Genomic DNA, 14,530 nt, shown 5'->3' on the forward strand with positions numbered 1-14,530 from the left:
TAATTAGCATTTTTCTTCCGAAATTTATTACTCAGAAAAGACCAACTACCAACCAATTTTTGTTGATCTTAGTCAATAGCTTAAAATGCCAGTTTTCGACCTTCAGTTTGAGTAGGGTCAACCTGAGGATATAAAAACTGGCATTTTTTATCTAAAATTCTCTAAACTCCTGAGGGTTCCGCTTTACGTTTTACAGTTCGTCCTTCTTTAATAAGTAAGGTTACATCTTCCAGCACGAGGTACAGGCATGGCACAATCACGAGGATAATAGAAGTGGCAAAAACGATCCCGAAGCCTAAAGAAATTGCCATAGGGATAAGATATTCGGCCTGGCTGGATGTTTCAAGGATAATAGGAGTGAGGCCCCCAAAAGTGGTGAGGGTGGTAAGCATAATCGGCCGGAAACGGCGTAGTCCGGCTTCGTGAATGGCATCGTATATAGATGAGGTCTCCCTTCGTTTATTGGCAAAATCGATCATAATCAAAGCATCATTTACAACCACACCCGAGAGGGCGATAACACCCATTAAACTTACCACAGAAAGATCATAGCCCAATAAAATATGACCTATTACGGCACCAACGATCCCAAATGGAATTGCAGACAATACAATAAGTGGCTGTTTGTAGCTGCCAAAAGCAATAGCTAAAAGAGCGTAAATAATTAACATCGCCATAGCAAAACCGCTCCAAAGGGAATCAGTAGATTCACGCATATCTGCCTGGCTTCCTTCAAAGCTCCAGGTAAGCCCAGGGTAGTCTGCCCTTAGCTGTGGTAAAACTTCGTTTTGAACAGAAGCCAGTACCTGGCTCACCGCGTTGGATGGTTCTACGTCCATACCCACATTCACAACTCTGCGGCCATCTCTTCGATTAATGCTGGTAAATGCTTCCCGCTGTTCCACCTCGACTACATCAAGAAGAGGTACTTCAACACCTGCGGGAGTACGAACTAAAAAGTTTTCAAGATTATCGATATCACGTCGTTCTTCCAGTGGAAGCTTTACGCGTACCTCAATTTCATTGGTGCTCCTTAACTGCCGCATGGCAAGAGCGCCAAAAAAAGCGTCCCGTACCTGTCGGCCCACTTCATTTGAGGTAAGACCTAAATTCCTGCCTTCCGGTAAAAGCTTAAAATCGTATTGTACCTTTCCTTTGTTATAATTATCATTAAGATCGCGGGTGTTTTCAAAAGCTTCCATCTCTTCAAGAAACTTTGTGCTTGCCTTTTCCAGCACATCAATATCGGAATGACTTAGGTCGACACTAATATCCTGTTGATAACCGCCGGGGCCACGTTCTGCTTCAAAAGTGATTTGATCCACTCCGGCAATGTCGCCAATATTGTCGCGCCACAGTGCGATAAGCTCCCTTGCGGTCATGTCCCTTTCGTCTGGTGGGAGCATTACGATCTCCACGTCAATAAAGTTTTGCCCCCGAACATTAGTTTTTACGCCTTCTGCCACTTTGTACAGGTCGTGTTCTTCAAACATCCTGCGCGTAGACTCGGTAATTTCTTCAGCGACACGAGCAGCTTGTTCGGGAGTGGTACTCACCGGCAGTCTCACGCCCGCTTCAATCTCATCTGCCGCTACTTCAGGCATCATTATCATTCCCATGTGATCACTGTAACCATATCCGCCAACGATAAGGAGGAGGGCTACAGCCGCACTTAAGGTGATATACCGATATTTGAGACAAAGGTCCAGTAAGGGCCGGTAATATTTGTCAATAATCCTATCATAGCCTTTAGCAAAAGATTCCTGTAGTTTTTCCAGTTTCGCTGCCCAACCTGTTCTTTTTTTTGCTTTAAGATGGCCAAGGTGGGAAGGCAGGATAAAAAGAGCTTCTAAAAGAGAAACGGCTAGAATAACAATTACCACTGCAGGTAGTGGCCACCAGAATTTTCCTGTTTCTCCTGGCATAAAAAGCAGTGGTACAAAAGCAATAATAGTGGTAAGTATACTGAAGATCACCGGCTTGGAAACATCTCTGGTGCCGGCAATGGCAGCATCTATGGGATTCATTCCTTTTTGCCTGTATTCATGAACATTTTCTCCTACCACAATAGCATCATCCACAACAATCCCCAGAACCACCAGGAAACCAAACATAGAAATCATGTTAATACTAAGTCCGAAAAGGGGGAGGAAAATAATGCCGCCAATAAAAGAAATTGCCATTCCCATCATTACCCAAAATGCCAGGCGGTATTCCAGGAACAGCGCCAGGATCACCAGTACGATAGCGATGGCCATGATTCCGTTTTCTGTAAGTAAGGAAAGCCTTTCACGATAATCTTCTGCACTGTTGCTGTCTATACGGAATTGCACTCCCGGAGGTAACTGAAAGTCCTCGATAATTTCGAGCACAGTTTCCTCAATTTCTAGCGGAGACTGATCCCCAATTCGATAGATGCTCAGATCTACGGAAGGACTCTGGTTGAATTGTCCGTGGAAGCCGGTTTCTTCGAACCCGTCGGTAATGGTAGCTATATCCTGAAGAGTAACCCTTGCGCCGGAAGCAGAGGAAATAATGGTAATATTTCCGAATTCTTCTGCCCATTGTTTGCGTTCCTGCATTCGCAGTAAAATTTCTCCTGAATGTGTTTCTACTGCACCTGCCGGCACATCTTCACTAGACTGGGCAACAATATCGGCCACCTGTCCCAGTGTTAAGTTGTATTCTCTAAGCTTGTGCCGCGGAATTTCAATATGGGTCACATAGTCTGGTACATTTCCTATCTCTACCTGTGTAATTTGAGGATCACCTAATAGTCGGTTACGTAAGCGTTCTGCCAAAATTCGCAGCGTCCAGATGTCGCTTTCCCCGTAAATGGCTATTTCCATTACATCCCGCTGGCGCGACTGGAGGTTTACTTGTGGCCGCTCAATATCATCGGGAAAGGTCTGGATACGCCGTACTCCCTGGTCTATGTCCTGAAAAGCCTGCATCCGGTCTGTACCGGCAACCAGTTCAACAAGGATGTTTCCTGAGCCTTCGTTAGCGGTAGAAGTTATTTCCTTAATTCCCTGGATACCGCGTATGGCTTCCTCTACGGGGAGCAAAATACCTTGTTCTACTTCGGCAGGTGCAGCACCTGGATATGCAACATTTACCTCTACGTAGTCCAGCTGAAACTGCGGAAATACCTCCTTCTGAATATTGAACATCGTCCAGATCCCGCCACCTATTAAAATGATCATTAACAGGTTTGCAGCAATGGAATTCCTGGCCATAAACGCTATAGCTCCTTCTTTCCGCACATTTTTATCCTCCGGCTTCTCCATGGCTGTTATTCCTCTGTATTTGGTTCTTCCTCATTAGTATTTTCAGAAGTGTTTCCAGATCCTTCCGTTCTTAGTTTCACTCCTTCGGAAACTACACTTAGATTGGTTGTGACCACTTTTTCTCCCTGTTGAAGACCGTCGCTGATGTATACATATTGCGCGTCGGTAAGAATAATATCTACTTTCCTGATGGACAGTTCTCCATCTTCATTTACCCATACCGTCTGGTTAGTGCGGAGATAATCCCGGTCTAAGCGTACCACATTTTCTATCTCCCGCGCCTGTACTTCTGCCTCTACAAAACCTCCTATTATGAGCTCCCGTTCGGTATCTGTAGTGTCTTGACGTGCCAGGGGATCATTAATTCTTACGAGCACGCGTGCAAGTCTTGTCTGGTCATCGAGTGCACCTACCTGTTTATCCAGGTAACCTGTCCGGGAAACACCGCTTGGCCAGCCCGAATTTCTTATCTCTACGGTAGATCCGGTCTCATCATCAGATTTGGGAAAAGACAACCATTGAAGTTTATCTACAGGAACCGTGAGGGTAATCCAGTATTGCTCGCTGCCCACCAAACGGCCCAGCTCGTCCCCGGGTGCAACTTGTGAACCCACAGTTACATTTTGACTTAAAATATGGGCGTCAAAAGGCGCTCTTATTGTGGTGCGCGATAATAGAAGTTCCGCCTGTGCCACAGCTGCTTCGGCAGCTTTTACCCTGGCTTTTATGGCATCAAGCTGTGGCCTGCGTAATACTAAAGAACGTTGGTTTTCTGAAAGGGAATCGAGACCGGCGAGTTCCAGATCCTGTTCTGCCACTTCCTGTCGGCCCATTTCCATATTAAGGTCTGTTTTAGCCTGTAAAAGATCACTTTTCCTTAACTCCAGGGTATTTCTAAAATCTGAAGGATCGATTTGTAAGAGAACCGCTCCCTTTTGAACAAATCCTCCGGGAATAAATTCCGGAGACCTGCGTATTACCTGACCACTCACCTGAGGGCTAAGCATCACATCCTCTACCGGTTGCACCATCCCGGTGGCCTCAATGACCGGCCGAAAATCACCCTCTTCTGCCTCCACAACATTTACCAGCATCGCTGTTTGTTTTGTGGCACCTTCAGAACTTGCCGTTGGTTCGGTGGAAAAAATTAAATAAGTGACGACCACCGCAAGAAGAAGGATGCCGAGGCAGATGATCAATATTTTTTTTGTATTCATAAGCGCCTTTCTCTTTATTTAAAATTCTGCGGAATCTGTTCGTTCTGTTTCAAATCCGCCAGCCAATGTTCGGTATAAAGTGATTCTGTGTTCTAAGAGTGTTTGCCGGGCTTCAAGAATATCTCTTTGTAACTGCTGTTCCTGGTCCAGTGAAAGCAGCACGTCCAGATATTCACTAAGGCCGTTTAGGAATTCTATTCTTAATTGCTTGTTTGTTTTTTGTGCGAGCTCCAATCGGCGTTCCAGAACCTCAATTCTTTCCTTTTGTTTTTGTTCCCGGATGAGTGCATCTTCTACTTCTCTAAAAGCAATAAGTACCGTTTGCCCGTATAAGTAGAGCTGTTGGTTTTTTAAAGCTTCGGTGCGATCAACTTCTGCACGTATGCGTCCGCCGTACAATAATGGGGCGACAAGGTTACCGGCAAGCGTATATGCCCAGTCCTGAAAGAGGTTACCATAGTTATTTGATCTGGATTGGGCGCTTAGATCGAATGTGAGGCGGGGATATTTGCTTCTTATTGCCTGTGCCATTTCCCTGTCTGCAGACAAAACCAGATTGTAAGCCTGCTGAACGTCAGGACGGCGCCTGATAAGTTCCAGTGGAAGTCCTGTTTCGGGAAGAGGAGGTAATTCCGGAAGGGCAGTTTCTGGCGTTATCAATAGATTTTGAGGAGGACGTCCCAGAAGCACCGCCAATTGGTTTTGAAGTAGCATCAATTGTGTTTCGTAGAAAATCTTCTGATCCCGTGTACTTTCCAATAACTGCTGCTGGCGCAATATATCTACGGCTCTAACCTGTCCGCTGGTAAATCTCGCGCGGATAAGCCTTAAAATTTCTTCGTTGGTTTCAATTTGCCGATTCGTTAATTCCAGTTGCTTTTCCACAGTGAGCAGCTGGAACCAGGTGTTGCTTATCTCTGCTGAAAGTGTCATGGCTGCTGCCTGATAATCATAAAAGGATGCCTCTGCCCTAAACTTCTCGGCCTGTATGCCAGATCGTATTCTTCCCCAGAGGTCCAGCTCGTAACCGGCAGCAAGACCTGCCTGGAAGTTTTCACCTCCCGCAAAGTCGGGTTCCGGACGGCTTATCGCACTCCGGGCGGCAAGATCTATTTCCGGCCATAAAAAGGATTTCTCACGTCTTACAATAGCCTGAGCAGCCTTAAATTGCTCCCAGGTAGCGGCAAGGTTGAGATTTTTTGTTAACGCAATGTTAATAAGGGAATCCAGATCGGGATCATTAAATGATTTCCACCATTCTTCCGGAATGGCTTCATTCCCGGTGTAGGAAAACGCACCAGCTTCCTCAATGGGGGGCTCTACATTCTGAAGTTTTGGCGCACAGCTACTGAGAATGCAAAAGCAGAGTAGGGGCATCCATAGCAAGAAGGGAGACCTTCCAGCCGATAGTCCGGATTTTGTCGGTAATATTGTTAGAGGTAAAATAATTTCAGGTTCAATAGAAACGGGTATTGCTGCAGCGTGTAAAATGCCGCATTTACTACGCACTGTTCCAGGTTCTTAATTCTTTGCACATTGCTACTTCTTAAAGTTACTATTTTTTTAGAAGTTCACAACAATGCTTTATCTGGTAGGAAAAACTTTATGATCTGTTCAATTTCTTTAATGAAGTCAATGAAATATCACACATAGGCTGGAGATTGACAACTCTATTTTTAATTTTTGAGGAGAAAATAAAATGAGGAAGAGAAGTGAAATCTTCAGTGGTAAGAAGCCCTAAATAACAAAATCATTAATAAACACAAATTTTAGATCGATAATTGCCCTTTTGGACTACCTCTTTTAAGTATCACGGTCAGATTTCCATTTACCTTTCAATCCTATTAGGACACCTGAAGTAAACAAACGCTGATCTTTTGAGGTTTTGATACCGTTAGGTTCTGAAATTCTATAATTTTAATTCAAGGTCCATAATGAAGCATCTGAAAAAAATCAGTAAATTTTTCAAACCTTAAAAGAAGAAGGTTGTAAGATGCCAATAAAAATCTGCTGTAGACTTTTAAATTAAGGCTTCAGTATTTAATTTGGCAGTGAATAATTATAAAGTTCTAAGCTCCATTTATTATTACATTCACAACAGCACTAATCACTGCAAGAAGAATAAAAGCAAGGACAAGAGTGAAAAAGATCTTCACATAAACATTAATGCCCTTCATGGTAACTTTATAATTATCAGCAAAAGCAGAAAAGAGTTCCATGATGATAATTTTTAAGTTAATACTTTGTTTATCTTAAATTTAAAGATAAAAATCTGTAAAAGGAATAATTTTCGCTGAAGGGTAGGAATATTAGCCTAAGGGTTCTTTTGGAATTATTTCCACATTTAAGTTGTAGTTTTTCTTACTTTTTTCTTCAAATTGTCGTTTTTAAGCCTGCATCTAAACTGAAGAATTTCAGATGATAATTGGGTAAAAAAAAGCTGCTCTCGGCTTCCGAAAGGTTTTTTTTAGAAAAAAGTAAGCATATAGCTCAGGAAAATGAAGATAAGAGGTTGCTGATATGCTGAAAGGAGGATTTATTTAGTAGAATTTCGATTTCTTTCAGCACTTTTTAGAAGAAAAGCTAATTTTTCAGTAAAAATGAAGAAAGAACGGTGCAGACTTTTATATCCTGGCTGTTTAAAAAGGAAACCGGAGCACGAAAATTGCCATTTTTAAACTTTAAATAATTCAGTTACGTGCTGCTACATCCAAAAGAGGGGTTGATTATATAAAAACCATATCCTCTTTTAATTGTTCATCATCGCAACGCAGGTTTTCTTTGAAATGATATTCGTTCAGAAGCTTAGCGATTACTTCACCAATTGCATCCTGCCGCTGTTCAGGTTTATTCATAAACTGGATTTTTCCCCATCCTCTAATGTCACACACCATCATTTTTTTGGCATCTCTGATGGTTTGTTGTACCCGGTCATATTGTACTGGAAATTCAATTGTCTCACGGATTAGCTTTTTTTCTTTTTCTAAGATCATATCGTCAATTTTAATATTTAAGTCAAAAATAATCGTGTTTTCCCTGATGCACGTTATCAGTAAATTAAGGTTCGGCATTTTTAGTTACCAATGCGTTAAGAGATCCATTATAGGACAGAAGATCTGAGTTTGATATTAATAAAAATGAAAAAAGTTATAAGCTTCCTTTTTTCCTTCAGGAAAATATTTACATTTGTTTTAATTTAGACTTAGTCTTAATAAATAGATGCGAAAGCGAAAAGAATGCTTCTGCGGCTTCTGTTAGTCAATTACATGTTGAGCAAGTCGGGAGGTCTGGAATAAAAAATAATCTAATCAGCAACAAATAATATTTAAAATGAAAACTACGAGATCTACCTTATTGTTATTCAGTTTCCTCTTCCTAAAGGCAGTTATTGCTCATGCACATGCTCTTGTAATCGATACTGAAGCTCGGGCTGTTCCAGGAAAGGAGCAGGAAGTGAAAATTTATTACAGTGAATTTGCTGACGGCAGTGTTGAAAAAGTAGTAGACTGGTACTCCAACGTAGCAGAATTTCAACTTTACATGGTACAGCCAAATGGGGAGAGGGTAAAACTAAAAACCACCGCCCATGAAGATCATTTTACTGCGGCCTTTACACCTGAAAAAGAAGGAGCATACCGACTGGAAATAGCACATACTGCTGAAGATCCCGGAGATGGAACCGCTTATCAATTTAATGCCTTTGCGAATATTTGGGCAGGAAATTCTTCAGGTGTACTACCGGTAACTAAAGAAAATCCTGAATTAAGTTTAGTGGAAGAACAACAGTCCAAAGATTCCGGAGTACGTAGTTTTAAAACTTATTTTAAAGGAGAGCCGAAAGAAGGAATTACGGCGACAGTTTTTATGCCATCGGGTAAAAAGAAAGAAGAAAAAAGCAATTCTGAAGGAGTAATTACATTCAATCTGGAGGAAAAAGGCGCTCACTTTATTGAGGCGACAACTTATGATGAAAATGAAGCTGGACGAACTGAAAAAGCTTCATATAAGGCTACATGGAGGTGTGCCACTCAAAAAATCGTACTGTAAACTAGCTAAGTTTAATTTTTACTGTACGAGCTAAAAAGGAATTTTTGTTTATGCTAACCCTCATCATTTCCATTACTTTTTTAGGTTTTTTTGTCCTATACCACACCTCTGAGAAGGTACAGTTAAGTAGCTCGTTGTTTCTTGAGAAGTGGGTTCGGGATCATCGCCTACCTTCAAAATATTTAGGTTATGGTCTCATAGCTATAGCGCTTATTCTCAGCATTATTTTTTATGGTGTTGGATCTGGTAGTTTCGCAGGTATAGTAATCCTTATGACTGTGGCAAGTACTACTGTACTTCTGGCACCGCTGGGTTTCCTGACATTTAGCACTCTCACGATTATCTTCATGATTTCCATTCTTACCGAAATTATTTTCATCTGATGCCGGCAAACAAAAAATACCTGACGAAATTAAAAAGCCAACGCTTTGCGAAAATATCGGCCGGCCTAATCGGTGGTTATTTGGTGATGGAATCCCTTCACATTGCACTCGCTTTTTGGGTGAATCATGTACATGTGCTTATGACGCTTCGATTTGGAGGATTTATTTTATGGTCCGCACTTTTAATTATTGCTTTCCTTGCAAAAAACGGATGGAAAATCTGGGGAATCTATCTATTGCTTACGTTACTTTTTAGTATCCTTTTTTACTTCGGAAAAAGCTATAACCCCATTATTTAAGTGATGACTAATAGAACTTATAATATATTATTCCACACGCACACGGTAAGCGGAATTATTATCAGTGTAGGCCTTTATATCATATTTTTTGCCGGTTCTTTTTCTTTTTTTCGGGATGAGATTATTAGCTGGGAGAGAAATGAACCTGTGATAGAAAAAGGTTTTGGTAATGCGAATTTTAATACGATGATGGATTCGCTAGACCAGACGCATTCCACCTACGGTCGTGACATATCCTTTACGAAGTACTTTGAAGAGCGAAGGCTAAGCGTCAATTTGACACCCTCTAAGGATACAACAGTACAACAAGACGCTTCTGGAAGAGAGTTTTTTTACATGGATATAAATTCTCAAAACACCTATGACTATGCCAGTAATTATTCAATAGGAGAATTTCTCTACCGGTTACATTTCCTGGCGCAGCTCAATTTATATGGAAGTAGTGGATATCTTCTGGCAGGCAGCATTGCCTTCTTCTTTCTTTTTGCAATTATTACAGGGATATTGGTTCACTGGAAAAAGATAGTTTCAAACTTCTTCATCTTCAGGCCGAAAGCCCGTCTTAAAAATATCTGGACCGAGGCCCACACTGCACTGGGAGTTATTGGGCTTCCATTTCAGTTTATCTATGCGGTTACAGGAATCTTCTTTATTATCGCTACTGCAATTGTGGCACCGCCTGTAATATCCATTGTTTATGAGGGTGATTCAGAAAAAATGTTTGAAGATCTTGGGGTGGGTACCAAAGATTTTCCCCTGGCAATGAAAAAGTCTGAAGCAACCCCAGATCTTAACAGTTTTGTCAAGAAAACGGAATCTTACTGGCCCGATTTTAATATAGAAAAAGTTACTTTTTACAATTTCGGTGACGAAAACATGCACGTTGGAGTAGAAGGATTTCCTCAATATGGAAAACAGTTTATTGGACGAGGCGAGTTGGTCTTTAATGCGGGAACAGGGAAAATTGTATCAGAAAAAAATCCGTTTGAAAATACATCTTATGTTGATGGCGCCACAGGAATTATGGAACGTCTACATTTTGGTGATTATGGAGGCTTAGGGTTAAAAATTATCTATTTTATTCTCGGGATTATCTCCTGCTTCGTGATTATTTCCGGAATTCTGATATGGCTGGTTGCCAGAGATAAAAAGCATATTACTGAGAAAAAAAGAAAGTTTAATGCCTGGCTGGGTTGGAGTTTTATTGCGATCTGCTTAACGATGTATCCTGCTACGGCTTTCACATTTGTCGCTGTCAAGTTGTTTATATACGATTTTGATCCCGAAAGAATGACCAGCATTTACCAGATCTTCTTTTATGCCTGGCTGGTACTTATCCTTCTCTTTACATTGAAGAAAGACAATTTCTTTACGAATAAATATACGCTGATCTTAGGTGCAATATTGGGATTAATGATTCCTGTAGCAAACGGAGTCATTTCTGGCAACTGGTTTTGGAAATCTTTTGCAAAAGCACACCACGATATCCTCTTTATAGATGTTTTCTGGATAATTCTGGCTCTAATTACATTTATGGTAGGGATTAGGCTGAAGAGAATTAACGGAGATTCCAGGACTTCTATAAAGTGATTTATAAATGACTTCAAATCGATCATAGTATTTTTCATAATTTCTTCGGAAGCAGAAGTTGCCGTAAAAAAGTCTTTTATTTACTGTTCTTAAGCCTAATGGGAAGCTTCAGGAGAATTGAGGAAGGAGAAGCACGAGATTAATAAGTCGAAAATTGCCATTTTAACGCATAGACTGTTTTATAGCACATCTCGCTCAGGAAAGCTTCAAACCGCAAAACCATTCTCGATTCTTAACAAGACAGTTATCCCGACTTGTAACGTTTTTACCTGGCCTTCCAAATCTACTACTAGAACAGTGGCTCTTTAATCGCAAAAGCCTGAATGTTATTTACGGTTGTGCAACAGTTCTTAATTTTCGCACGATTCCCATTATTTTACAGCTAAGTAAAACCTTTTCCGGTTGATGAAGAAATAATGAACGAGCTTTTACAAAAAAGGAACGGAAACAAATTAGTCGAATAGGAATTTTTTCTAATATTGTGAATTTTGGTATTCAATTGTAAAATTAAGCTTTCTTGGACTACTGCTTCAAAAGCTGTAAGTTTCAGCCCATTTTCAGTAGTAAGTAAAATAAGAGCCGCCGTAATTGCAAACTTTATTTTTATCTATTTAAAGTGTAAGCTTTTTACATTTAGAATAACAAATCATAATTTAAATTAAATAGTAATTTTGATAAGAATTTCTTTTTTAAGATCACTACAAGAAGTATTTCCATGAAGAATATTATTAACGATGCTAATATCCCTAAGAAACAAAGGGCTGCAGAAATGAGCCGTGCAAAATCCATTGTTAATATCATAAAAGAACCTGTGGTAGTGGTTGATAAAGATGGAAGTATAATAGAAGCCAACAGTGAGTTTTATAGCACATTTCAACTGCAAAGGAACAACGATTTTGAATTTGGTTTAAAAAATATTCCGCTTTTTCAGGAGCTAAACCAGGTTTTGGAAAACAAACAGCGTGGTAAGCACGGTATTACAGATCTAAATATTTCACTGGAGCTTCCTAATGAAGGAAAGAAGAACTTCCTTATTAATGCAGGTCTTCTGGATCCACAGGGAAATTCTTTAGATTTCATTCTAATTTCATTTAATGAAGTTGATGTTAAACCTGTTGGGAAAAGAAATGAGAAAAATGATCTCGAAAATTTTCATGATATTTTCTCCCAGGCCCCTGCCATGATATGTATTTTACGCGGGCCGGAGCATATTTTTGAACTGGCTAATGATAATTATTTTCAACTGGTAGGGAACAGGGAAATCCTGGGGAAAACTGTAAGGGAGGCTTTGCCGGAAATAGAAAATCAGGGATTTTTTGAAATGCTGGACAACGTTTATAATTCCGGAGAAACTTTTACCGGGAGTGAACTACCAATCAAGCTTTACGTAGGTAAACAGGAGTTAAAAAATTCATTTTTGGATTTTGTTTATCAACCAATCCTGGATGCTTCAAATGAGGTAGATGGAATCTTTGTGCATGCTGTAGATGTGACGGAAAAAGTAATGGCAAGGAAAAAACTGGAAGAAAGTGAAAATGAGCTAAGAAAATTAGTAGACACTGTACCGGCAATTATTTGGATTACACGTCCTGACGGTCAGAATCACTATTTGAATAAAAACTGGTTCGAATATACAGGCCAGATCGAGAGCGAAAGTAAAGATTTTGGTTGGTTAAAGGCTGTACACCCCGATGATGAAAAGAGAATAAGGGAAACTTTTACGAAAGCAAATAATAATCAGGAAGATTTCACTATAAGTTTTAGACTGAGGAATTGGGAGGGAACTTATCGCTGGGTTTTGGACAGCGGGAGTCCAAATTACAGTGCCGAGGGTGAATATGAGGGAATGATAGGAACTGTAGTAGATGTCCATGAAGAAAAGGTAAAGGAGCAGTTGATTAAGGAAAAGGAACATCGCATTAGATCTGTTATAAAAGAAGCCGATGTTGCTACAGCACTATATACTGGTCGGGAAATGACTATTGAAATAGCTAATGATGCTATGATAGAGCTGTGGGGGAAAGATCATTCGGTTGTGGGAAAGACTTTAAGAGAAGCATTACCCGAACTGGAAGGGCAACCCTTTCATGATTTGCTTCAAGAGGTTTATGAGACCGGGGAGACTTATTGGGGCAAAGAAGATCCTGTAGATTTAATGATAGACGGCAAACTTCAAACGGGTTATTTTAATTTCACCTATAAGGTTTTGCGTAATGAAAAAGGTGGAATTTACGGAATTTTAAACATGGCTGTAGACGTTACCGAGATGGTGAAATCCAGAGAACTTCTAAAAGAAAGTGAATCCCGTTTTAAACAACTTGCAGATTTATTGCCCGAAAAAGTGGCTAATATTGATGCTCATGGTAATTTTGTTTATTTTAACCAGGGTTGGTTAGATTACACAGGGCTTACAGCTGAGGAGCTTATAGAGAAGGGCTGGATGAACTATATCCATCCTCATGAAAAGGAAGATTATTTTAAAAACTGGCAGGATTCTTTGAAATCGGGAAAAGAGTTTGAAATGGAATTCCGTTACCTGAACAAAAAAAACAAATACAAATGGCATCTTAGTAGGGCAGAGGCGGTAAAAGATGAAAATGGTAAAATTCAGATGTGGATTTGTACTGCTACAGAGATTCAGAAAATAAAGCTGGAGGAAAAGCGTAAGGAAGACTTTTTGAAGATGGTGAGTCATGAGCTTAAAACCCCTATTACCTCTATTAAAGGTTATGTGCAGTTGTTATTGAGCCTTCTAAAAAAGGAAAAAGAAGGAGAGATCTCAGGAAAGCCTTACGAAATGTACCTGGAGCGCGTAGATCATCAGATTAACAGGTTGACCAGACTTATTTCAGAAATGCTGGACTTATCCCGTATAGAAAAAAATAAACTAGATCTCCAGAAGGAGACCTTTTCACTTAACAGCCTTATAGCAGAGACTGTTCAGGATATCAATTATACCAATACAGGACATAACATCTATATCACCGGGGACTATGAATGTGACGTTTACGGAGATAAGGATCGTATTGGACAGGTCCTGATTAACCTTGTAACAAATGCTATTAAATATTCACCTCTTAATCCCGATATTGAAGTAAGGATAAACAAAGCAAACGAAAGTAAAGTTTCAGTAAGTGTAAAGGACGCCGGGATTGGTATAGGAAAGGAGAGTCAGAAGAAAATTTTTAAACGCTTCTACCGTGTAGATGGAAATAATGAAGAAACATATTCCGGTTTTGGAATTGGCCTATATCTCGCCAATGAGATCATTCAACGGCATAGTGGATCACTTAGGGTAAAAAGTGAAATGGGCAAGGGTTCCGTATTCACCTTTACATTGCTTGAAGCCTTGGAGGACTAAAAGATATTTTTTGGTATTATGTGATTTCTCTGACTTATGCAGTTTCAATCATATTTTTGATTGAGTTTGCTACTCAAATAGTGGAGTTCTAGATCAATACACCATCAGGATAACGTAGTCGCGCCAGTTCCTCCATCTGGAATCCGCCTTAGGACAGAGCTTCTAATAAGGGATCTTCCATTTTACTGTTGACGTACTTTGCCTTTTTAGTTTAGAAGAGCTTGTTATAACATTCTAAAAGCTAGTTTAAGTCGGCATTTTGTGAGGAGGCGTTGAGACATGTTATTTGTTTTACCTGACTAAGATATTGATAGGCAAGACAAAATATGGTGTCATCGGGAAT

General features: G+C 40.2%; 10 protein-coding genes and 1 riboswitch. Of the genes, 5 read left to right on the forward strand and 5 right to left on the reverse strand.

Features of this window, described 5'->3' with window-relative positions; all coding sequences use genetic code 11:
• Positions 1–161: 161 nt before the first annotated feature.
• From RM545_RS06255 to RM545_RS06275, 5 genes are all read right to left on the reverse strand, one after another.
• Entirely contained in the window at positions 162–3,290 is a 3,129-nt protein-coding gene (locus RM545_RS06255; RefSeq protein ID WP_311494461.1) for an efflux RND transporter permease subunit, read from the reverse strand.
• Between the two features lie 5 nt (positions 3,291–3,295).
• The gene (locus RM545_RS06260; RefSeq protein WP_311494462.1) at positions 3,296–4,507 is read right to left on the reverse strand and encodes an efflux RND transporter periplasmic adaptor subunit; all 1,212 of its coding nucleotides are present in this window, start codon (positions 4,505–4,507) and stop codon (positions 3,296–3,298) included.
• Between the two features lie 18 nt (positions 4,508–4,525).
• On the reverse strand, positions 4,526–6,016 hold the full coding sequence (locus RM545_RS06265; RefSeq protein ID WP_311494463.1) for an efflux transporter outer membrane subunit: 1,491 nt from the start codon (positions 6,014–6,016) through the stop codon (positions 4,526–4,528).
• A 560-nt stretch (positions 6,017–6,576) separates the two neighbouring features.
• A complete protein-coding gene (locus tag RM545_RS06270) occupies positions 6,577–6,726 on the reverse strand; it encodes a hypothetical protein (RefSeq protein ID WP_311494464.1) in 150 nt (49 codons plus the stop codon).
• Positions 6,727–7,233: 507 nt separating this feature from the next.
• The gene (locus RM545_RS06275) at positions 7,234–7,578 is read right to left on the reverse strand and encodes a hypothetical protein (RefSeq protein WP_311494465.1); all 345 of its coding nucleotides are present in this window, start codon (positions 7,576–7,578) and stop codon (positions 7,234–7,236) included.
• Between the two features lie 259 nt (positions 7,579–7,837).
• Here RM545_RS06275 and RM545_RS06280 point away from each other — a divergent pair, with 259 nt between their 5' ends.
• The 5 genes from RM545_RS06280 to RM545_RS06300 all read left to right on the forward strand — a co-directional run bounded on the left by RM545_RS06280 (position 7,838) and on the right by RM545_RS06300 (position 14,187).
• Positions 7,838–8,554: a hypothetical protein gene (locus tag RM545_RS06280; RefSeq protein ID WP_311494466.1), complete on the forward strand. Its 717-nt coding sequence runs from the start codon at positions 7,838–7,840 to the stop codon at positions 8,552–8,554.
• A 50-nt stretch (positions 8,555–8,604) separates the two neighbouring features.
• Entirely contained in the window at positions 8,605–8,937 is a 333-nt protein-coding gene (locus RM545_RS06285) for a hypothetical protein (RefSeq protein WP_311494467.1), read from the forward strand.
• The gene (locus RM545_RS06290) at positions 8,937–9,236 is read left to right on the forward strand and encodes a hypothetical protein (protein WP_311494468.1); all 300 of its coding nucleotides are present in this window, start codon (positions 8,937–8,939) and stop codon (positions 9,234–9,236) included. The genes RM545_RS06285 and RM545_RS06290 overlap by 1 nt, the downstream gene beginning before the upstream one ends.
• 3 nt (positions 9,237–9,239) lie before the next feature.
• Positions 9,240–10,826, forward strand: coding sequence for a PepSY-associated TM helix domain-containing protein (locus RM545_RS06295; RefSeq protein ID WP_311494469.1), 1,587 nt, complete (start codon positions 9,240–9,242; stop codon positions 10,824–10,826).
• Positions 10,827–11,048: 222 nt separating this feature from the next.
• Positions 11,049–11,238: riboswitch (cobalamin riboswitch) on the reverse strand.
• A gap of 303 nt (positions 11,239–11,541) precedes the next feature.
• Positions 11,542–14,187 carry a PAS domain S-box protein gene (locus RM545_RS06300; RefSeq protein WP_311494470.1) on the forward strand — a complete coding sequence of 882 codons (2,646 nt, stop codon included), beginning with the start codon at positions 11,542–11,544 and terminating at the stop codon, positions 14,185–14,187.
• Positions 14,188–14,530 lie beyond the last annotated feature (343 nt).

Source organism: Autumnicola lenta (assembly GCF_031846515.1).
Taxonomy (GTDB): Bacteria; Bacteroidota; Bacteroidia; order Flavobacteriales; family Flavobacteriaceae; genus Autumnicola; species Autumnicola lenta.